This window comes from Arenibacter sp. S6351L, from assembly GCF_023016025.1.
Classification (GTDB): domain Bacteria; phylum Bacteroidota; class Bacteroidia; order Flavobacteriales; family Flavobacteriaceae; genus Arenibacter; species Arenibacter algicola_B.
This window is the reverse complement of the sequence record NZ_JALKBB010000005.1, coordinates 51,163-73,740: the sequence shown is the minus strand read 5'-3', so window position 1 is coordinate 73,740 and position 22,578 is coordinate 51,163. Positions and strand designations below refer to the sequence as shown.

Sequence of the window (22,578 nt, the reverse complement as noted above, 5' to 3'; positions counted from 1 at the left end):
CAAGATTCAATTCTTTCTTCTTGGCTATGGGTAATTAACACACCTTATTTGAGTTCCAAGTCTTGGATTCCGTCATTTGAATTGCCTCTGATTTTTTCAAAGTCCGCAATTAATTCCTGAAGTTTTTCAGGATTGGATTTAGCCAGATTTTCCTTTTGACTTGGATCGTTTTCCAGATTATATAATTGATATTCTTCAGCATTACCCAACTCAATGTTCACCATTTTGTTTATCGCTGGTCCTTTATATGGAGGAATCATAGCCCAATTACCTTTTCTAAAGGCTGTTCTGGAGGTTGCTTCCAATACCAACTCTTCCCTTCCGTCCTTGGATTTACCCATAAATGCATCCAAAAGATTCTCGCTATCCTCACCTGTCTTATCACTTCCAACCAAAGCGGCCATTGAAGTAAGCAAGTCTAACTGACATACCAAGGCATCAGATTTACCTGGGGCTATTGTACCTTTCCAATAGGTAATAAATGGAACCCTGGTACCAGCATCGAACAAACTATATTTACCTCCTCTTAAAATTCCTGCTGGGGTATGATTGCCCAATTTTTCTTCGGAGTCGTCATAATAACCATCGTTGACTACTGGGCCATTATCACTTGAGAAAACGATTAGTGTATTCTCTAGGATTCCTTCATCTTCCAGGGTTTTCATAAACTCCCCTATCATCCAATCGGCCTCCAAAATAACATCCCCTCTTGGACCCATTCCAGATTTTCCGGCAAAACGCGGGTGCGGGGTACGGGGTACATGTGGCTGTTGCAAGGCATAGTACAAAAAGAAAGGTTTGTTTTTATGCTCTTTTACATACTGTTGGGCTTTAGCCAGAAAATGGTCCGCCATATCAACATCGCTCCATTTAGCAGACTCCCCACCCTTCATAAAGCCAATTCTTGGAACTCCATTCACTATACTGTTGTTATGACCGTGATGCCATTTCATAGTAGTCAGTTCAGGATTGTCCAATCCCGTGGGTTCCCCTTCAAAATTTTTCTCGTAGCTAACTTCAATGGGGTCATTTGGATCCAAACCGTCTACGTGACCGTCGGCAATATACACCGTTGGCACCCTATCCTGGGTTGCAGCAAGAATATAGGAATAATCAAAACCAACTTCATTGGGGCCAGGTGACACCCTTTCATTCCAATTCACATTTCCGCTACCAAGTCCCAAATGCCATTTACCCACAATACCGGTGGCATAACCTTCCCCCTGCAACATTTTGGGCACTGTTATTTGTGCCGTATCAATTATCAAAGGAGCTGTTCCTGGCAATATTTTGGCATCTTTATTACGCCAGGGATACCTACCTGTTAATATGGCATACCTACTTGGCGTACAAGTAGCTGAGGAGGCATAACCATTGGTAAATTGTACACCGCCCGTTGCCAATGCATCCATATTAGGGGTACTGATTTCCGTTGCCCCATAGGCACTCATATCGCCATACCCAAGATCATCCATATAAATAAATACAATATTGGGCTTTTTAGCAGTTTCATCAGTAGCGACTACTTTCTCTTCCTTGGATTTACATCCCACCAAAAGCAACACAATTATGGCGGTATGGAACAAATTCCTTTTAATAATCTTCATTTTTCTATTTAGTTAATTTTAATGATTTTGGATTTATAAGCTAGTAAGGTACAACCCATATATTTTTGATTCGCACCTTTACTTATATTTTATTCAATTGCCCTAGACCTTCATAACCTCCTTTGGGTCCGTACTTATTGCAACCGATTTAATGACTTTTTCATTTTGCCCTTCCCCTATGATCAAGGTATATTTGGCCAAAGAGTATACTTTTGGCACAAATTCCTTTCCTTTAACCCTCAACGATTTTACCATTTCATTGGTCTCTTCATTAATAATCCTAACAACTTGGTTAGATTCCTTAAGCTGTAATCTAGGCAGGTAGCCCAAGGCCCTTCTGCCATCGTTGTCATCTTGGTCAATGGTCAATGGCCATCCCGGGTAGGTATTGTCTTCGGAATCCACATCAAGGTCTGCCAAAAATCGAATTGCTTCCATTTTTATAGTCCTAGCCGAGGTATCAAAAGTAATTATCCCAAAACCAGATGCCTTTTTCTGTGCTTTCAAATATCTGTTTTTCTCTAGGTCAAAATCATCTGTCGGATTCCCAACGGCATAGATATAATTAGTGTTCCCAAATCCATCTCGATAGCTACCCGTATTGGGCAACCCATGTGCTGGTCTATCCGTAAAAGGTACATTGACCGAATCTGGCTGTCCCCATCTTGGGTAACCCGTTGAAATGGCCGGGGTACAGAAAGTCCAGCCCCCATCCCGTACTTCATCAACACTATATTGTACCATAAAAGGCAGGTGCTGATCTCCGTTGATATGAAAAACAGAAGCTTTTCTAATGGTCCGTATTACCTCATCCCGTTTCGATTTTGGCCAACCTCCCGAGTCCAAATCACCAAATAAGAATTGCTTTTTGGGACCATGATGGGTACCTACATTGGAAAATAAAGTCTGACTTAACAGCACCTTCATATTCGCTCCCTGCCAATCTTCGATCCAGCCATTCAAAAACTCCATTTGTCGATTTCCAATGAAATCCAGGTCATTTGAATCAAGTTCTTCCGGTTTGGCCGGGGCAGTAAGATGATCTATCCTACCTTCCCCACTCCTAAGCATCTCTGGACCGGATTTAAATAATCTATCACTCACAATAGCGAAACTAACCTTCCCGTAAACCATTTGGGTAAACCAATTGGTAATCCCTGATGGTAAAGGTGATGGGTCATATGGATCTGGAAGGTGACCACATTGGGTGCGAAAAACCACATTGACCATATTGGGTGTCTGCACAAGTCCGCCATGGGCATCCCTTACCTTTTCCCAAGCTTCAAATGAAATGCCTTCACCTCCTTCTCCCCAAAGATTGCCTTGATAAACATCGTGGTCATCGGGCGTGCAAATTGTAGGCCGGTCGCGCATAATATTTCCAAAAGCCCAACCAAACATATACCATTTTCCCAAATAGTTTAGAATTGCGCTGTCCTCTGGCTGTCTTTTTATAGGATATCCTCCATTGCCCTCGTACAATTGATCCCCCGAAAAATAAAGCATATCCGGGTTGGATTTTTCAAGATTCTCCACCAAGGGACGATATGGATATCCTGCCCATTCCTGACAGGTTAAACCTCCAAATCGCAGTGGCCGGTCATTTGGCTCTTGTCTTATAGCGCCTTTATAATAATGCTTTTCCTTGTCTATGGAATAGACCAAACGATAAGGTGTATCTTGGGCTGAATCCCAATTTTCTATTGAAAAAATAGTACTGTAGGATACAGGATCAATTTCGCCTTTTTCTTCCTTGACCCATTTACCCTTCTTAAAAAATTGAAGCTCCACCTTTTGTGAATCTCTGTTGCTTACAGGAGGTAGTTGCGCCGTTAATTTAAGCTTCCCTTTTGAAAGCGTGTACATGGCCCATAGGATAGGTCCAAAACTGTTATCGGGGACATATTCAACCTTTGTGCCATCAAGGGCAATTGACCGAGACCAGAAGGTACTCCCCTCCTTTTCGTTCATGTTCTGTTCCAAAGCCACCAGGCCTTCGATCTCTCCGGCGTGGCGATATGCCAATTCCGCTTTACGATCATCCTTGTCCACAGCGATCAAGGTACATTCGTAATCTCCATTTTTTGGTGACACCCCCAATTCCAGAGTAAAATCGCTAAAATCAAAATTTTCCGGAAGCTCAGCTTCTTTGTCGGCCACAAACAATTTGCCTTCCAAGGAAATACCTGTAGATAATCCTTCACCAAAATAACAGGCCGCTTTTACACTCTTTGGATCGGTAGCATCCTTTATTCCGGTAGAAAAACCGACACTCCCTTTGTCATTATTATTTTTTAAAATCCCAATTCTACTTTTAATGCGAAAATCTCCCATGTCCTTTTTAAGCACATAAGTCAATAGATGAAGACGGGCATTTCGCATAGTCCCTTTAAACTCCAGCCTTTTATTTCCAATTTCCCAATCTTCCATGGGAATACTCCAAAAATCCTTTCCAATCCAAACTCTCTCATTTAAATTTTCAAAATTAAAGGCAATGGATTTTCCAGAACTACTTTTTAGCTCATTATCCAACACACCACTTTGGGCGAATATATTGGAGAAAGGGTTGGCAATTATTGGAATTGCCAACCCTACTTTTTGAATAAAATTTCTTCTCTTTATAACCATTTTAGCAATAGTATTAATTACCTAACTTAGGATTTACATTGATTTCCGATTCTGGAATCGGCCATACATCGTCTACACCTTCCCGGAAATTCTTGGTGGTAACATACCACCTAGACTGTGGATCTATTTTTTTTGATGTGGTTGGATATAAGGTGGAGTTTGGGAATGGTGCACCCCAGAAATCTCCCACTAACACTTCATCTCCAATTCCCCATCTAAAGATATCCCACAAACGTTGCCCTTCCAAAGCCAACTCAATTCTTCGCTCGTTTCTTAATAGTGGTCTAAGAGCATCCGCATTGGTTTCCGTAATAGCCGGCAACCCTACGGACTCCCTACCCCTAACGGCATTGATAGTTTCATCCAACAATTGTTGGGTAATGGCATTACCCGCTTCGAGTTCGGCCTCCAAATAGCTCAACAATACTTCGGCATACCTGATAATAGGAATATTGCCACCATAATCGGTCCTTAGGTTACCGCTGAACGACTCGTCAAAGAATTTTCTTAAACCATATCCTGTCCTGGTAGCCTGCTTGGAATAGGTCAATTGATCTACCGAACCAGTTGAATCCGGATTACAATCATAGGTCCTGCCAGCAAACGTAGCACCATCCCAAATAAAATTGTACCTAAATCTTGGATCCCTGTTTGCACCCATGTCGTTATAGTCAAATCTAGGGTCATCATAGGACAAAGGGGTACCATCATTAAAACCATAGGCATCGGCAAGACTACCCAAAGGGTTTACGATATGCCAGCCCGAAGCAACTGCCGGATAGGCGTGCTGGGGTAATGAATTACCTGCCTGACCACCAAAATATTGGGAACTAAAAATGTTTTCACTGCTATTTTCATTGGAAGGAATAAAAAGTGAGCTATAATCTGGATCAATAATATTATCGCCCATATCTATAATCTGTTTGTATGCTACAGAAGCTTCAGGAAATCTCTTCTCCCCGAGATACAATCTCCCTAAAAAAGCCAATGCTGCCTGTTTACTGGCCCTACCAGCTTCCCCTGCTTTTAAATCGCCGAATGCCGGAAGTGCTGCTGCAGCAGCCTTAAGCTCATTCTCAACAAATGTCACCAATTCCGTTTTAGAGGCCTTATCCACGTTATTAGCCTCATCAGGTGTTAAAGTAGCCGTAACTAAAGGAGCGCTACCCCAAAACTGTGATAGATAAAAATACTGTGTAGCCCTTAGAAACTGTACTTCGGCCTTCATTCTATCAATCTTGGCCTGTTCCATATCTACTTTTTCAATATTTTCCAGGAAATCATTGCAAATGGCGATACGCTTATAAGACCCTTGCCAATATCCGTTAACAACGTTGTTATTTGGTAGCAAAGTACCATTTGTCAATCGGTTCTGGGTGGAATTATCACCTCTTCGATCATAGGCGTTGTCCGTAGCAAATTCCATAAACACAATGCCACAATAGGTCCACCAATCCGAAGGCACAACCTGTGTACTATATTCCACGGCCCCTCTGTAGGCTCCTGTCAGCGCAATGTTGGCATTGGACTCCGAAGTCCAGAAATTATCGGCCGCAAAGGCGTTACTGGGAAATTGTTCCAATTCCTTATCGCAGGAAATTACTGTTCCCAAGGAGACAATTCCTAGAAGAAGTAATCCCAGAACCCTTGATTTAGATGAATGTTTGTTATATATTTTGATCATGATCTTAAAATTTTAGGTTTATACCAAAAGTGTAGGTAGTTAATATGGGATAATATGCTCCGCCCCCTGTTATTTCTGGGTCCCATCCCTTTCTATAGGAATTAAAGGAATGCAAATTCTCTGCGCCCAAATAACATCTTAAATTATCTATCCCTAGAATTTCATTGACCGCATCAGGAAAATTATATCCCATCTGAATATTCTTAATACGCAAATACCCAGAATTGATGACCCAAAAGTCCGATGTTTCCGTATTGGCCGATCCGCTATTGGTCAAAACTTCCAGTCTAGGATAATCTGGATAACGGACTGGGCTGTCGGGATCGAACCTACCGTCCATTTGCCAAGTTTGAATATTCCCTAGATTAAAGAAAGCATAACCGGCATAACCGTCCAATTGGCCTTTTACCCCTGCCGTTCCTTGTAATAAAACGGATAGGTCGAAATTTTTATAGTTAAAGCCTAGATTAGCTCCAAAAGTATATTTAGGGATACGGCTTCCCAAATAGGTCCGGTCATAAGTAGGATCTACCTTACCATCCGGAACCCCGTCCGGTCCACTGATATCCTTATATCTAAAATCACCTGCCTGTGCGGTAGGATTTACCGCTGACATATCTGGCCAGCTATCTACCTCACCATCATTTAAAAACACACCATCGGCTTTATAGCCGTAGTACATTTGCATGGGATAGCCTATAAACAAGTCGGAACCATTTCCTACAAACCCATTGGGCTGCTCTACATTACCAAGTCCCAAGGTAACAACCTCATTATTGATGATCGAAAAATTAGCGTTGATGGAATATCCAAAATCTCCAGCTTTTCCACGATGGCCCAAGTCAAATTCCCATCCCGTATTTTTAACTTCTCCGGTATTGGTCTCACTTATACCAACTCCTAAGACCGAGGATACACTTGCAGAAGGCTTAAATAGTACATCTGTTGTGTTTCTATTGAAATAGGTAGCATTAAAAGTTAGCTGTCCGTCAAAAAAACCGGATTCGATTCCTATGTCAATAGTTTCAGTGGATTCCCATTTAATATTGGCATCCTTGTAATTGGCATATGCTGCCCCAGTTGCAAGTCCACCTCCCAAGGAATAATCCCTTCCTGAGGCCAAAACCGTTTGATAAGGATAATTACCTATATTTTGGTTTCCTAATATACCCCATGAAGCCTTTGCTTTTAAATTGGACATCCAAGATACCCCTTGCATAAAGTCTTCTTGGGAAATACGCCATCCCACAGCCGCAGAGGGAAAAAATGCATATTTATTATTCTCCGGAAAACGCGATGATCCGTCATACCGCATAGTAGCCTCAAAAAGATATTTTTGGTCTATACTGTATTTAAGACGGGAGAAAAAGGATTGCAAGGCCCATTCCGCGTCATAGCCCCCAGATTGCTGATTTTCGGCACTTCCAAGATCCATTACAGTATAGTCATTACTCGCAAAATCCTGACGGTAACCATTGAAAAGGGATAGCTCTTCATTTTCAAAGGAATATCCAGCCAATAAGCTAAAATCGTGCGACCCAAATTCCTTGGAATACTCCCCGGTAAACTGCATGGTCTTAAAAATAGTTTTGTTGCTCTGTTGATTTAAATACGATTGTCCTAAAAACACATCCTCATTAAGTCTTTGTGATCCCAGATAGGAGCGCTCCTCATAAAGCGTAAAATTATAACCTCCAATAGCGGAAAAGACCAAATCATCATTAGGCTTCCAGTCCAATTTTACATTTACCCCGACCCTAGTTGTAGGATTGGTCAAATAGGACTTGGAATCCAACCAAGCAACTGGAGTTCCTCCACTTTCCGGTCCTATTCCGTAATTGCCCTGGGAATCCCGGCCCAAGAAAGTTGCCGGATAACGCACTGCATTTTGAACAAGTTGATCTAAAAATCCACCTCCTTTATTTGCCGTGGCCTGTGGCTCTTTTCGTTCTTCCAAAGCTCCAAAAAATCTAGAGTTCAATTCAAATTTTTCGCCCAACTTATTATTGAGATTCATACGAAAGTTATAGCGGTTAAAGCTATTCTTAGGTACTATCCCCTGTTGATCCAAAATACCTGCAGATACATAGTACTTGTTGTTTTCATCACCACCATTTACGGTAAGGGTGTGGGAGGTCTGAATTCCATTTCTAGAAAACAGATCTTCCAAGAACCTTGTATTGGGATAATTATCAGGATCGTTTTGCGCCCTGTATCTGTCAATGTCATCAGCAGTAAAACTAGTACTCCCTGAAGCTATATTGTACATTTCCGCATACTCCCAAGAGTTGGCAAATTCAGGAAGTTCAGTGGCTTCATTAACACCAATATAGCTATTGTAGCTAACTGAAAATTTCTTGTTACTGCCGCTTTTAGTAGTAATTAAAATTACCCCATTGGCAGATCTGGCACCATAGATAGCTGCCGAAGAAGCGTCTTTAAGTACCGAGATGGAAGCAATGTCGTCTGGATTAATATCATTCATGGTACCTGCTATGCCATCTATCAAAACAAGGGCATTGGCATCAGCTCCAAATGAACCAACTCCCCTAACGCGGATCTCCCCTCCACTTTGTCCGGGTCTTCCCGATCTTTGTATTACCGTAACTCCCGGCATCTGCCCCGTTATTGCTTGGGACGCCTGTGTTACAGGCCTATTTTCAATGTCCTTGGAAGATACTTGTGATATGGAGCCAATTACGTTGATCTTCTTCTGGGTTCCATAACCTACTACGACAACCTCATCCAATCCTGCCGCACTTTCTTGAAGGGTAATACTAAGGCTGGTTTGCCCATCTAAAGGTACTTCAATAGTGGAAAATCCAATATAGGAAACTACCAACGTGGCGTTGGCATCTGCTACCTCAATAGAAAAATTACCGTCAAAATCGGCTGTTACCCCATTCGTGGTTCCTTTTTCCACAATATTTGCCCCTGGCAATGGCGTCCCGGTATCGTCCACAACAGTACCTGAAATGGTAGGTTGCTGCAATCCCATTTCCTGCGTGCTACTTTGGTCAACATTATCTTCTTTAACCCCAGGTTTTAAGGCTATTTGTTTGTCCAAAACCTTATAAACAATATTGGTTCCCTTAAACACTTTCTCCAATATCTTGGCAATAGTTTCCCTTTTCACTTTTATGGAAACCATTCTTTCCAAATCCACTTCTTTGGTGTCCACAAAGAACTTAAATTCCGTCTGGGATTCAATTTCATTGAGAACGTCAAACACCTTAACATTGTTAAGATTCAAGTCTATTTTTGTGCTTTGGGAATAGGTACTTGCATTAACTTGAAAAAGTGCAACTAATAAAAATAGGGTTGTTAATTTCATTTTCAAATCGAATCGCCATGGACAACCATTACGATTCCGTGGTTTGTTAAATTTTTTCATAATTTAGTAATACGTTTGGTGGTTAATAAAAATTTTAATCACTTTAATCTGCCAGAAAATGTCGCAAGCATTTTCTGGTTTTTTTATAAAGTAGATTGTGTCCTAGACTCTAAAAATTCACTTCATATTTAATTGTTTTAAGATTAATTAATTACTATTTCATTTTGATCAATGATGTACTCAATAGAATAAATTTCATTTAAAGTTCGCAACACCTGGTCTATACTTTCAACATCGAAAACCGCATTATAGGTCTTCTCCTCCAGAATTTCATTATTGTTTTTAATAGAGACATTGTAGTGCCTTTCCAGTTTCTTTCTGATGATTTTAAATGGGGTATTTCTGAAGATCATTCTTCCTTCCACCCAGCTGGTATACATTTTTGTATCCACCTCTGTTATGGATGTTTCTTTTGATTTTTGATTCCATTCCCCTTTATATCCAGGTTCCAATAAAACCGTATTTGCCGAATTAAAATCGTTGTCCTTCCCGTGCAGTGCCACAGACCCCTCAATAAGGACGGTGCTGACATTTTCCTCCTCAGGATAGGAGGAAACATTGAATTTTGTTCCCAAAACCCTAACATTTAAATCATTTACATTTACTACAAAAGGATGGTCTGCATCTTTGGTGACATCAAAAAAGGCTTCCCCATGAAGAAATACTTCCCTTTTTGAACCTTCTATAAATTTTACTGGATATTTTATGGAACTACCTGCATTTAAATGTACTACTGTGCCATCGGACAAAATCAACTTAAAGGTTTTTCCATAGGGTATGGTCAATTCGTTGTAAATAGGTGCTGCAGAAACAACCTCATTGGCAACATCCTTATAGGATAAAACACTTCCCTGCTGCTTTCCAACCACCTTTCCGTTCTTGTCAAGTATGGCACTTTGCTCTTTCTCGGTTATTATCTGAATATTTCCATTGCCCAATTCCAAGGTAATGGCGTTCTTATCAATGACCGGCAGATCAGAACTCAATTTATGTTGGGTAAAGAAATACCCTATGCCCACAACAAGTACCAAGATAGCGGCATAATTTATGAATCCTGAAAACCTAGGTTTCGACTTATTGTTGTCCAGTTTTGATTCCAGTTCCTGCCAAGCCATTTCGCAATCTTCATCGCTCTTTGCTTTAAAGGCCCAGGTTTTTTTGAATTGTATAAAAGCCTTTTTATTCGCGGGGGAATCGTCTATCCATTGAAAGATCAATGCGACTTCCTCTTCCGTGGCATTTCCTGAAAGATACTTAGAAATTAAATCGTAATCCATTAACTGGAATTTTGCGTTCCAATTAAGTACACCTTAGAAGTACTTTACCCTACATTGATTTTTAATTTTTTTTATCAAAAATGCAAAAAAGCACAAAAAAAAGTAATGATTACGTAGTTTGCAATTCTCAATTTAAGGAATTTCGTAGCCCGTGTTATGTTGGCTTCAACAGCTTTGATGGTAATTCCCAATTCTTGAGCAATCTCTTTATTCTTCTTATTTTCAAATCGCTTTTTCAAAAATACCTGCTTGCATTTGTCCGGTAATTCCTCAATTGACTTTTCAATAAGATTTTCCAATTCCGAAAAGGTTACGGAATCAAAATTCAAGGAGTTCAAAATTTCAGTATGCAAGTGGCTCTCCCTTTCCTGCAATTGTCTGGATTTGTACTTCCGTACAACCTTATGGTGCCTTATTAGGTTTAAACAATCTGTTTTAACAGACCGGTATAAAAAGGATGGGATTCCATTAATTTTTTGCACTTTTTCCCGGTTCTCCCATAGCTTGATAAAAGCGTCTTGTGCAACGCTTCTTGCTTTGTCCTTATCCCCTATAAACTGAGTTCCAAACCCAACAATACTATTGTAATATTCTTTAAAATAATATTCGAAAGCACGGCGATCTCCTTCCCTAAATTGTAGGAAGCGAAAATCTGTCAAACTTAAATGCTCTTTCTCCATTATGAATTAAGAATTACATAAACTTAAACATGTTTAATTACCAATATATCAGCTAAATATACAAAATTTTATTAAATGTAAAATTTACATGTAAAATTTATTCTAATCGCAAGGTTTATGGATTAGGAGTTGCTGACATATTTAATTGCCAATTTTAGCATTAATTCATCCATTTTTATTGGGCTGAGCTGTTTCCAAAATAATTTTTTCCATTTCCTTTTTCGAGGGACGCGGGCGCTGTCTAAATGAATTTGATTTGCCTGTTTCCCTATCAAATTCATCCGGAGTCCTAAAAGCTGGCAAACTATCTTGTGTAAGTCGTCTAATTTTTTTCATTTCTGAACGCATGGCCTCCAAATTTTCCTGATAATCAGCGTTTCCTACCAAATTATTGAGTTCGTATGGATCTTTGACCATATCATACAACTCTTCGTTTGGGCGTGGAATAATAAAGCAGGCCAATTGTGCTTCAGTGAGCTCTCCCTTTTCCTTCATTTTGAGCATATCGGTAAATGTGCCGCTGACAAAGGCATCCGCCGAAGGTGTATTTGGAAGGTCCGGATAAAAATTACGTATGTATTTTAACTTTTTTGTCCTTATGGCCCTAGTGTAATCCTCATAGTCGTGCCAATGATCTTCGGCATAGACCATATCCCTTATTTTTGCTTCCGGATTGGTCAACAAATCGGAAAAATCCTGTCCTTCAAAGGAGGGAAGGCTTTCCAACCCAGCCAACTTTAGAAATGTAGGGGCAATATCCACAGCACTTACCAGGTTATTACAGACCGACTTAGGTTTTACTTTTTGGGGCCATTTTACTATCCATGGCGTTTTTATACCACCGTCGTACAGGGTTGTCTTGTCTCTTGGAAAAGGTCTCCCATTATCGCTAATAAAAAGAATCATGGTATTTTCGGAAATCCCTTGACTACCCAACTCCTCCACTACCTTACCGACATAGTCATCCAACCTTAAAATTTCATTATAATAGTACACAAAGTCTTTTCGCACATTTTCTGTATCCGGCATATATGGAGGTACAATCACATCTTCAATGGTCTGTGGATGCTCCACAATATTATCAGTATAGGGTCGGTGCGGATCAACAGCGGCCAGCCAAAGAAAAAAAGGTTTGTCTTTTGGCCGTGCCTGCAGCACGGGAACCCAATTTTCACAACCACTGCCGTCACCTTTTTGTTTGGCCTTAGTACCATCAGGTGCCAATTGAAAGCCAGAGGTACCTACATCATAGACCTCATCGAATCGATCCTTAATGGCATCCCCCATATGCCACTTGCCGGCCTGGGCTGTCCAGTAGCCAGAGGCTTTGAGCTTTTCCACGAAAGTTATCTTATCCGGTGTCAGGGGCCAATGTAATTGTTCTGCATTAGTATTATGGGGATAGAGTCCGGTAATAATACTTGTCCTACTAGGACTACATGAACTGGCCGTAAGATAGGCCTGATCAAAACGCATTCCCTCCTCAGCAAGTTTATCAATATTTGGGGTACGTATATTTGGATGGCCATAGGCCCCGCTATCGTCCCAGGCCATATCGTCAGCAATGATCAATACAATATTTGGGCGCTCCCCTTCTTCATTTTTAGTTTCTTTATTTGAGGAGCAGGATAATGTAAATATTGATAATAGAAGGATTAAAAAGTTGGTCGATTTTGGTTTGTGGTTGGTCATAATAGATAGATTGTTTATCTAGAACTTTAAACATACAGGTTGTGAAATAGATATTTCATTTCCTGTAAATTCAAGGAGACCTGTCTTATCATCAACTTTAAAAACTGTGATATTATCTGATTTCTGGTTGGCCACCAATAAAAATTTTCCATCGGGTGATAGGGTAAAATTTCGAGGCCAATCCCCTTGCACAGGTTCTATGGCCAGAGGTTTTAAATCTCCGCTATCAGATATCGAATAAATAGCTATACTATTATGCCCCCTATTGGAAGCATACAGGAATTTCCCATTGTTGCTAATATGTATATCGGCACAGGCATTTGGTCCTTGGTAATCCTCTGGGAGCGTACTCTTTTTATCGATTTTTGTAAAAACTCCGGTCTCTTCATCCACTGTGGCCGACACAACAGTACTGGACAGTTCATTGATAATAAACACCTTGTTATCCGTTGGGTGGAAAATAAGATGTCTGGGGCCATCTCCGGGATCCATTTGCAGCCCTACTTCCGCCTTACCCAATTTCCTTTCCGAATTTATTGGATACGTTAAAATCTGATCTATCCCTAGATCTACGGCATATAAAAATTTTCCGTTTTGGGAAAATTGTACACAGTGTGCATGGGCCGAATTTTGGTTGGGATGCGGACCACTTCCTGTATGTTGTATCTCTTGTGGTTCATCTAACATAACCCCCTTTTTGTCAATGGGATATAGTACGATACCTCCCGAACTATAATTTGCTGCAGCAAGAAGATTTTCATCGGAATTTACCCCAACATAACAGGCTCCATCCCCTATACTGGGAAGGTTGGCCACTCTGGTCAGGGCTGTTTTATCTTGGTTCCATTGGAATGCCGATACACTCCCCGGTTTTGTTCCGTTCGAAGAATAGACCCTCTCCCCATCTTTTGAAAGGTATAAATAGCCTGGCTTATTCTCTTTGGCTACATGCCGACTATTGGTAAGCTCCCCCGTTTCTGTATTAAAGTCGAGCTGATAAATGCCTTGATCATCCCCTTCGGCAAAAGTACCGACCAAGAGTTTTAGTCCCTCGTTTTGAATTTGTTGTTGTTGTTGTTGTCCGCTCGCCAAATTGGCTTTTTTGGGATGATCTTTACACCCGATCACTAGCCCCAATAGAATAATAATCATTAAATAATTTGAAGGTCGTTTCATGATAAAAATGGAATTGATTTTGTTAAATATATTTATTTGAATTTAAAAGCCCTTTACTTCCGCTTTTACTTTGGAAAAATGATCCGAAAGTCCTTCAAAATCTCTCTCCTCAATCAACTTTTTGTCGAAGAGTGAACTGCCCATACCTACGCCCACAACACCAGCCTCAAAAAAGGATTTGATATTTTCCAAAGAAACTCCCCCAGTAGGTAAAAGCTTAATTTCGTTAAGTGGGGCCGAGATGTCCTTTATAAATTGAACTCCAAGTTGAGAGGCCGGGAATATCTTTACCGCAGATGCCCCTAAGCTCCACGCTCTGTAAATTTCAGTTGGAGAATAACCCCCCGGAAAAATCGGTATCCCTTGGGCTACAGCACTCCTAATTACCGCTTCATCTATGATCGGAGTTACAATAAACTGGGCACCTGCCTCTTCGGCCCTGTCGTAGTCTTCCATATTACAGACCGTACCCGCACCCACATTGAGGTCATTGAATTCGCCCCTTAGTTTGGAAATTATTTCGGCGGCCCCGGCGGTATTCATGGTTATTTCAATGGTGTGCAGCCCCGCCTTGAGATATGCCTTGGCAATATCCCGCATAACATCCATGGATACTCCTCTTACAATACCCACAATGGGCGCCCTATTGTAAAGTTCCCAGGAAAATGATTCTTTATTTGACATGTGCTTCTAAAATTTTTCGCTGACCAACCAGTAGGGCCGTTTCTATAATTTGCGGCTCAAAACAAACGATTCGGGCCTCGGGTATAAATGATTTCAAAGCCAATTGGTACAATTCGTTCTGTATTCCGGTAACTGCAAGGTAAACGGTTTCGCTCTTTTTTTTCAAATGGCCTAACTCCGCTCCTATTAACAATCCCGATAAATAATAATAGTTTTCCTTAGCGGAGGTTTTATGTATCAAACTATTTGCCCTAATGGAAAAAAGCGAAGCCATCAGTTGGCTGTGAACTCCTTTTTGTACCCCTTTCAGAAAAATATCCTTATTTAAAGGGCTCCATGGCGATTCCTCCAGGGAAGCCGACAAAATAGTGTGCTTCCCTATTACCTCAAATAATTCACCTGTCATGTAGGTGGTAAAATCTATAAATCTCCCAGCATCAAAATGGATATGTTTACTATGGGTACCGGGCAACAACAGAACCCCCTTGTCTTTCTTGGGCAGGTAATCCGAAAGTCCAATAGCCTGGATCTCCTCCCCTCGCATTACATCGCTATTTGTTCTTGCCCCGGAAACTAAAAGCAGGTCCAATTTATTACTGATTGAAAGCCTTTTGCTTATTAGGTCTTCACCACCAAAGGCAATGGGAAATTGACAGTACTCCAATTCCTGCATCCCTATGGAAGAGGACAGCATTCCGGAAGCCACCAAATGGCAGTTTTCCACTCCCTCTAAATCCAACTTTTCCAACTGCGCCAACAAATAATCGGCAAAAAAGGATTCTTGCGACCGTTCACTTTGCGCTGTAAATAGTTGGTAACACTTTTTAATTCCCAGATCCGTCCTGATTTCGGAAAGCACCTTCAATGAATGGGAATCCACCAAACGGAGCCTAAAATTGGACGTGCCCCAATCACAACTGATAAATTTTTCGGGTAGCCCCATATTTGTTATAGTGCTTTAATTGCTTTTTATTTAATCGGATTATCGTAAAGGGAATTTGTGGTACAACCCTCTTCAACATCACCGATTTTTATTCCCCTATGGGGCCTGTATATATCAAAATGAAACCAGGGATTGTTCTATAAATTCCACTATTCCCGAAAAATACGTTAATTATTTTCATCTTTAAAATATATCTCTGACGCAAAACAAGCATCGACACAAATTCCCAGCTTTTTTTTGAGGTCCGTAATACTCCATTTTAGATTTCTTCCACCATTGATCACCCACAAAGAATTTGACAGGAGAATCCCTTTGCCCAAAAAATTCATCGATAAAATATGGCGATTGGTATAGGGAATCCGCGTTTCAATCTATTTCATTTAATCTTAGGTGCCCTAAGTGGGAGATTTGATATGAATTTTCATTTGAAAGGTTAAAATCCATGAAAAAATATATCCTACTAACAATCCTTTTTGTAGTTCAGTTTGCACAAGGTCAAACACCGATTGATTCTGTCCAGAAAATTTGGACTTTGGAAGCGTGTATTAACTACGCTCTAGAGAACAACATAAGTGTAAAACAAGCCGAATTATCCAAGAACATTACGGAAGCCAGCTATCTGGCAACAAAGTCTTTAAGATTGCCCAATTTAAATGGCAATGCCTCCCAGAATTTCACGAACGGAAATTCCATAGACCCCATTACAAGCGATTTCGTTTCCCAACAGATCAATTCCACCAGCCTGGGATTGAACTCCCAGCTAACCCTTTTCCAAGGGAACCAGATCAACAATCAAATAAAACAGGGAAAGCTGCTTATTGATCAATATGCACTTTATGAAGAAGAGGCCAAGAACAATATAACTCTGAGCATTACAGAAAGTTATATTCAATTGCTATATGCAAAAGAGAATATACTGATCGCCGAAAATAACCTTGCGGTATCGCAAAAGGAAGAAGAGAGGGCCAAGGCCAGGTTGGATGCCGGTTCCATCGCCATAAAGGAATATACCGATGCCCAGTCGCAAACCGCCACAAACCGGTACCTTCTTATAAATACAAAAAACGATTATGCGCTGCAGCTTTTATCGTTAAAACAACAATTGGAATTGCCCCCCAACACTAATTTTGAGATTGCGGATGCAGATGAAATTATCCTGGACCTTGTCCCGGACCTAAATGAAGTCTATTCCGAAGCCTTGGAAAATCTTCCGGAAATAAATGCAGGCAAGATTAATGTTTCCCTTTCCGAAAAAGACTTGGACATTGCCAAAGGAGGCTACCTGCCCACTTTATCCTTAACGGGGAGCTTAGGTTCTGGCTACACCTCCACCCAGGATTATAATTTTACCGATCAATTGGACCTGAATTTCAACCAAAGATTGGGGTTATCCCTAAACGTCCCCATTTTTAACAGAAACAAGACCAAATCTGAGGTACAAACGGCCAAAATAAATATTGATATGGCCAAATTGGAACTGGCGCAGGAAGAAAAAGACCTATACAAAAAAATAGAAACAGCCTGGCAAAATGCCATTACCTCCCAAAGTGAAATGGAAGCGGCAGATATCGCCAGAAATGCGGCAAAAGAATCCTTCAGGCTGGCACAGAAACAATATGAATTGGGAGCTCTGAGTACTACGGACCTCATCTTAAGCCAGAACACCTATACCAATACGGAACAAAATTATATCCAGGCCAAATACCTTAGCCTGCTATACAACCAATTACTTCAATTTTATCAGGGAAATGACATTAAAATCTAATCTAATGAAAAATAAAAAAAGAATCATATTAGGCAGCCTTGCATCAGTAATACTAGCTATTGCAGCATACAGCTTTATAAAAGACGATAACAGTGCTGTAATAGAAGCCAAGACCATTGCGGCCAAAAAAGGGGACGTTACCACATTGGTTACGGCAACAGGTACCGTAGAACCTATTACCCAAGTGGAAGTAGGTACACAAGTCTCTGGTGTAGTGGAAAAAATATATGTGGATTACAACAGTGTGGTCACCGAAGGACAACTCATCGCAGAATTGGATAAAACAAACCTACGGGCTGCACTTACCCAGGCACAGGCAGCCTATGATAACGCAGTGAGCCAAAGGAACTATATGCAGACCATCTACGACCGACAAAAGACACCTTATGACAATCAGGTGATCAGTAAATCGGATTTTGATGACTCCCAATATAATTTTGAAACGGCAAAAGGCACGGTGACCCAACGCTTATCCGACCTTGAAAGGGCCAGAACCAATCTAAGCTATGCCGATATTTATTCACCCATAGATGGTGTTGTACTTTCCAGGGCTATAGACGAAGGACAAACGGTAGCGGCAAGCTTTAGTACCCCAACCCTATTTACCATTGCCCAAGATTTAAAGGAAATGCAGGTAGAGGCAGATGTTGATGAGGCGGATATAGGTGGAGTAAAAGATGGACAAAGGGTAACCTTTACCGTAGATGCCTATTTAGGGCAAACTTTTGAAGGAACCGTAACCCAAATACGTTTGGATCCAACAGTAACTTCAAACGTAGTTACCTACACGGTAGTCATAAAAGCGGATAATCCGGATCTAAAATTAAAACCTGGACTTACTGCCACCATTTCCATATATACTTTAGAGTTGAAGGACGTCTTGACTGCCGAAGCCAAAGCCATCAATTTTAAACCTACGCCCCCAGTGATGATGGCCTATAATGAGCAACAAAATATAACCGTTGAACCAGCAAAAGGACAGCCAAGACCAGAAGGTGAAAATAAAGGACAAGCTAGGTCCGAGGATGAAAATAGCAGTAGGGTTTGGGTACTTGGAGAAAACGGGGCCATTTCACCAAAAAAGGTCACTTTGGGAGCCAGTGACGGGGTAAACGTACAGATATTAAGTGGCATTGATGATGGTGATCAGCTGGTATATAGTTTAAAATCTGACAGCAACCAAGAACTTTCAGGGCCCGAAGGCGCTGGCGAAAGTCCGTTTATGCCAAAACCCCCGGGAGCCAACAAAAAAAATAAGTAGCCATGAGTAAAGAGATTATCAAAATTGAAGATCTGAAGCGCGAGTTTACCATGGGCAACGAAACCGTCCACGCATTGAAGGGCATTTCGTTTTCCATCAAAGAAGGTGAATTTGTTACCATAATGGGATCTAGTGGTTCTGGCAAAAGTACCTTATTGAATATTTTGGGCTGCTTGGACCAACCCACTTCGGGAACCTATGAGATAGATGGCCTAAAAGTAAAAGATCTGGACAAAAACGCCCTGGCGACCATTAGAAATGAAAAAATTGGATTCATTTTCCAATCCTATAATCTGCTAGCCAGGACCTCGGCATTGGAGAACGTAGAACTTCCTCTTTTGTACAACAGTAAGGTATCCACGGAAGAACGGAGGGAACGCGCCATAAAAGCTTTGAAAAAAGTTGGCTTGGCAGATCGTATGCAACATACCCCATCGCAGCTTTCCGGGGGACAACAACAGCGGGTAGCCATTGCCAGGTCTTTGGTGAACAACCCCGTGATGATTCTGGCTGATGAAGCTACAGGTAATCTGGACACCCGGACCTCTTATGAAATTATGTCCCTATTTCAGGAATTGAACAAGCAAGGCATTACCATCACCTTTGTAACACACGAACCGGATATTGCCTCTTTTAGCAATAGAACCATAATCCTAAAGGATGGGAATATTATCAAGGACAATTTAAATGCAAAGATCCAATCAGCAGCAACTGAATTGGCTTCATTACCCATAGAAGACCATTAATTATGAGACTATTAAATTTATTTAAAATTGCATTTAAGGCTATCATTCTTAACAAAATGAGAACCCTGCTTACCATGCTAGGCATTATCATAGGAGTGGCGTCCGTAATCGCAATGCTCGCTATTGGAGAAGGTTCCAAGGACAGTATTCGCAGTACCATTTCCAGTATGGGATCTAATATGATAACCATTAGACCAGGTGCAGATATGCGAGGAGGGGTAAGACAGGAACGTAGCGTCATGGAATCTTTAACTCTTAACGACTATAAGGCTATTAAGCAACAGGCAGATCTACTAACTTATATAACTCCAGTGGTAAATGGGGGCGGACAAGTTATTAATGGTTCCAACAACTGGCCTTCTACTATTTATGGTGTAAATCCCGACTATCTAAATATTAAGATGATCGATCTACAAAGCGGCAGTATGTTTACCGATGCAGAAGTACAATCGGCCTCCAAAGTAGTTTTGATAGGCCAGACCGTTGTAGATAATGTATTCCCGGATGGGGAGGACCCAGTTGGTAAAATGATCCGCTTTAACAGTATTCCGTTTAAAGTAATCGGGGTATTGGAAGAAAAAGGGGAAAACACCTTTGGCCAAGATCAAGATGATGTGGTTATTGCCCCGTATACCACGGTTCAAAAGCGTATTTTGGCCATTGATCATTTAAATCAGGTCATTGCCTCTGCCATTAGTGAGGAGGATGCGCCGGATGCCGTAACCCAAGTATCAGAAATTTTACGGTCACAACATAAATTGACAGATAATCAAGATGATGATTTTAACGTGCGTTCTATGGAAGAATTAATTTCCACATTTAGTGCAACCAGTGAAATGCTTACTATTCTTTTGGTTGCGGTTGCAGGAATTTCTTTGTTGATCGGAGGTATTGGCATCATGAATATCATGTATGTATCCGTAAAAGAACGAACCAAAGAAATAGGTCTGCGAATGGCAGTGGGCGGCAAAGGTTCCGATATATTGATGCAATTTTTAATCGAAGCCATTTTAATAAGCATCACAGGGGGACTTTTAGGGGTAATCTTAGGCCTTGGTTCGACCGTATTTATTGAAAAATTCTTACATTGGCCCACCAACGTTGCATTATACTCCATCATAATTTCCTTTGCCGTTTGCGCCGTTACTGGAATATTTTTTGGATGGTATCCGGCAAGAAAGGCTGCAGCTCTAGACCCGATTACTGCATTGCGATATGAATAAGAACAAAGTAGATGATACTGAATAAAAAAAAGAATTTAATCCCTTTACTCCACCTTTTAACGTGGGCGATATTAATTGGTCTGCCCTATTTGCTTTCTGTGGGACAAGATCAGGAACAAATCTTTAATCGGACCTTGATACACTCATGGATTCCGCTGTGTTTTTATGCAATTATTTTTTACTTCAATTATCTTTATCTTATAGATAGATTTCTTTTTAAGAATGAAATTTTGCCGTTCATATTGATCAATTCTGGTTTAATTGCCTTTTTTGTTTTTACCAACCATGAACTTAAGGGCTTTTTAATGGACCAGCTAATCCCTAATCGTAGCAACGATAAAGGGCCCCCGAAAAATTTATTTTTTTATGTGGACATGATCGCATCTATGGTGCCCATTGTATTTTCCGTAGCCCTAAAAACCACAGAACGCTGGTACAAATCCGAGAACGAACGCAAAGAGGCACAGACTATAAAGTTGCAGGCAGAGATACAGCACTTAAAATATCAATTGCAGCCACATTTCTTCTTTAACTCCCTCAACAATATTTATGCCTTGGTAGATAGTTCCCCTGCAACTGCAAAAAAAACTATCCACAGTTTGGGCAAACTAATGCGGTATCTTCTCTACGATACAGATACCGAGAAAGTAGCCCTGCAAAAGGAAATTGATTTTATGACGCAGTATATAGAACTTATGAAACTTAGATTTTCCGATAAGATTACTATATCGTATTCCTTTCCCACAGTTCCACAAAACATAAAAGTAGTACCATTATTATTTATTACCTTGGTAGAGAACGCCTTTAAACATGGTATACCTGCCAGTAGTGAGGCCTCATTGTCCTTTAAGATGGATATAACGGATACCTTTCTTGTCTTTACCGCAAAGAACCAGAATCTCCCCAAAAGCGATTCGGATAAAAGCGGTTCTGGCATTGGCTTGGAAAACCTAAGAAAAAGACTGCAATTGTTATATCCGGATAGCCATAGCTTTGTTTATCAAGTTAAGGACGAAATCTTTACCGCTGTGTTAACGCTTGAAATCTAATTGAAATGAACTCGAATAAGATAAGCTGTATTGTTGTAGACGATGAGCCCATGGCATTGCAACTCATAGAGGGGTACGTTCAAAAAACTCCGTTCCTGGAGCTCAAAACTAAATGCGACAGTGCTATAGAGGCTTTGAGATTCTTGGAAAACGAGGAAGTTGATCTTCTTTTTTTGGATATACAAATGCCAGATCTTACAGGGATTGGGTTATCCAAACTAATCCCGAAAAGAACCCGTGTCATCTTTACTACAGCCTTTAGTGAGTATGCCCTTGAAGGTTATAAGGTTGAAGCTTTGGACTATTTGTTAAAGCCCTTCGACTACGAGGAGTTTTTGATCGCTGCTACCAAGGCCAAAGATTGGTTTGCCCTGGTGAAGGGAAGCGGCAAAGAAGCTACTTCTGCCGACAAAAAGTTCCTGTACGTTAAATCTGAATACAAGCAACTAAAGATCAACCTGGAAGAGGTGCTATATTTTGAGGGCTTGAAAGACTATATCAAAATTTGGCTTAAAGGTCAGCCTAAGGCCATCTTAACCTTAATGAATCTCAAAAGCTTAGAAGCAGAACTTCCAAAGGATAAATTTATGCGTGTACATCGCTCTTTCATTGTTTCCTTACAAGCCATAGATGTTATAGAACGCAGTCAGATCATAATTGGAAACCAACGTATTACGGTTTCGGAAAATTATAAACCTGAATTTTTGGATTACATTGCCAAAAATAGTTTGGATTGATTTTTTTTACTTTGAAATCTTTATGCATGCAA

The 22,578-nt window shown here is 40.7% G+C and carries 16 protein-coding genes; 6 read left to right on the top strand and 10 right to left on the bottom strand.

Annotated features, from left to right (window positions below):
- Window positions 1-44: 44 nt before the first annotated feature.
- The 10 genes from MWU82_RS05820 to MWU82_RS05775 all read right to left on the bottom strand — a co-directional run bounded on the left by MWU82_RS05820 (window position 45) and on the right by MWU82_RS05775 (window position 15,765).
- Window positions 45-1,607 (bottom strand): arylsulfatase, encoded by a 1,563-nt coding sequence (locus MWU82_RS05820; protein WP_215947240.1) that lies wholly within the window; start codon window positions 1,605-1,607, stop codon window positions 45-47.
- 102 nt (window positions 1,608-1,709) lie between these two features.
- The gene (locus tag MWU82_RS05815; RefSeq protein WP_247095600.1) at window positions 1,710-4,235 is read right to left on the bottom strand and encodes an alkaline phosphatase D family protein; all 2,526 of its coding nucleotides are present in this window, start codon (window positions 4,233-4,235) and stop codon (window positions 1,710-1,712) included.
- A 13-nt stretch (window positions 4,236-4,248) separates the two neighbouring features.
- Window positions 4,249-5,919 (bottom strand): RagB/SusD family nutrient uptake outer membrane protein, encoded by a 1,671-nt coding sequence (locus MWU82_RS05810; RefSeq protein ID WP_247095598.1) that lies wholly within the window; start codon window positions 5,917-5,919, stop codon window positions 4,249-4,251.
- Window positions 5,920-5,923: 4 nt separating this feature from the next.
- Window positions 5,924-9,313 (bottom strand): TonB-dependent receptor, encoded by a 3,390-nt coding sequence (locus MWU82_RS05805; RefSeq protein ID WP_215947237.1) that lies wholly within the window; start codon window positions 9,311-9,313, stop codon window positions 5,924-5,926.
- 143 nt (window positions 9,314-9,456) lie between these two features.
- Entirely contained in the window at window positions 9,457-10,590 is a 1,134-nt protein-coding gene (locus MWU82_RS05800) for a FecR domain-containing protein (RefSeq protein ID WP_247095596.1), read from the bottom strand.
- A 74-nt stretch (window positions 10,591-10,664) separates the two neighbouring features.
- Window positions 10,665-11,270 (bottom strand): RNA polymerase sigma-70 factor, encoded by a 606-nt coding sequence (locus MWU82_RS05795; RefSeq protein WP_247095595.1) that lies wholly within the window; start codon window positions 11,268-11,270, stop codon window positions 10,665-10,667.
- Window positions 11,271-11,435: 165 nt separating this feature from the next.
- Window positions 11,436-12,962, bottom strand: coding sequence for a sulfatase (locus tag MWU82_RS05790; protein ID WP_247095594.1), 1,527 nt, complete (start codon window positions 12,960-12,962; stop codon window positions 11,436-11,438).
- A gap of 18 nt (window positions 12,963-12,980) precedes the next feature.
- Window positions 12,981-14,114 (bottom strand): lactonase family protein, encoded by a 1,134-nt coding sequence (locus MWU82_RS05785; protein WP_247095592.1) that lies wholly within the window; start codon window positions 14,112-14,114, stop codon window positions 12,981-12,983.
- Between the two features lie 66 nt (window positions 14,115-14,180).
- The gene (locus tag MWU82_RS05780) at window positions 14,181-14,822 is read right to left on the bottom strand and encodes a bifunctional 4-hydroxy-2-oxoglutarate aldolase/2-dehydro-3-deoxy-phosphogluconate aldolase (RefSeq protein ID WP_247095590.1); all 642 of its coding nucleotides are present in this window, start codon (window positions 14,820-14,822) and stop codon (window positions 14,181-14,183) included.
- Window positions 14,812-15,765, bottom strand: a complete 954-nt coding sequence (locus tag MWU82_RS05775; protein ID WP_247095589.1) for a 2-dehydro-3-deoxygalactonokinase — start codon at window positions 15,763-15,765, stop codon at window positions 14,812-14,814. Before MWU82_RS05775 ends, MWU82_RS05780 begins: the two co-directional genes overlap by 11 nt.
- 442 nt (window positions 15,766-16,207) lie before the next feature.
- Here MWU82_RS05775 and MWU82_RS05770 point away from each other — a divergent pair, with 442 nt between their 5' ends.
- From MWU82_RS05770 to MWU82_RS05745, 6 genes are read left to right on the top strand one after another with little or no spacing between them, the layout of a single operon-like run.
- Complete coding sequence (locus MWU82_RS05770; RefSeq protein WP_247095588.1) at window positions 16,208-17,530, top strand: TolC family protein; 1,323 nt, start codon at window positions 16,208-16,210, stop codon at window positions 17,528-17,530.
- A gap of 4 nt (window positions 17,531-17,534) precedes the next feature.
- On the top strand, window positions 17,535-18,791 hold the full coding sequence (locus MWU82_RS05765) for an efflux RND transporter periplasmic adaptor subunit (RefSeq protein WP_247095586.1): 1,257 nt from the start codon (window positions 17,535-17,537) through the stop codon (window positions 18,789-18,791).
- 2 nt (window positions 18,792-18,793) lie between these two features.
- Window positions 18,794-19,537, top strand: a complete 744-nt coding sequence (locus tag MWU82_RS05760) for an ABC transporter ATP-binding protein (protein WP_215947228.1) — start codon at window positions 18,794-18,796, stop codon at window positions 19,535-19,537.
- Window positions 19,538-19,539: 2 nt separating this feature from the next.
- Window positions 19,540-20,760, top strand: coding sequence for an ABC transporter permease (locus tag MWU82_RS05755; protein ID WP_215947227.1), 1,221 nt, complete (start codon window positions 19,540-19,542; stop codon window positions 20,758-20,760).
- Window positions 20,761-20,771: 11 nt separating this feature from the next.
- Window positions 20,772-21,809, top strand: coding sequence for a histidine kinase (locus MWU82_RS05750; protein WP_247095584.1), 1,038 nt, complete (start codon window positions 20,772-20,774; stop codon window positions 21,807-21,809).
- A 5-nt stretch (window positions 21,810-21,814) separates the two neighbouring features.
- The gene (locus MWU82_RS05745; protein WP_215947225.1) at window positions 21,815-22,546 is read left to right on the top strand and encodes a LytTR family DNA-binding domain-containing protein; all 732 of its coding nucleotides are present in this window, start codon (window positions 21,815-21,817) and stop codon (window positions 22,544-22,546) included.
- Window positions 22,547-22,578 lie beyond the last annotated feature (32 nt).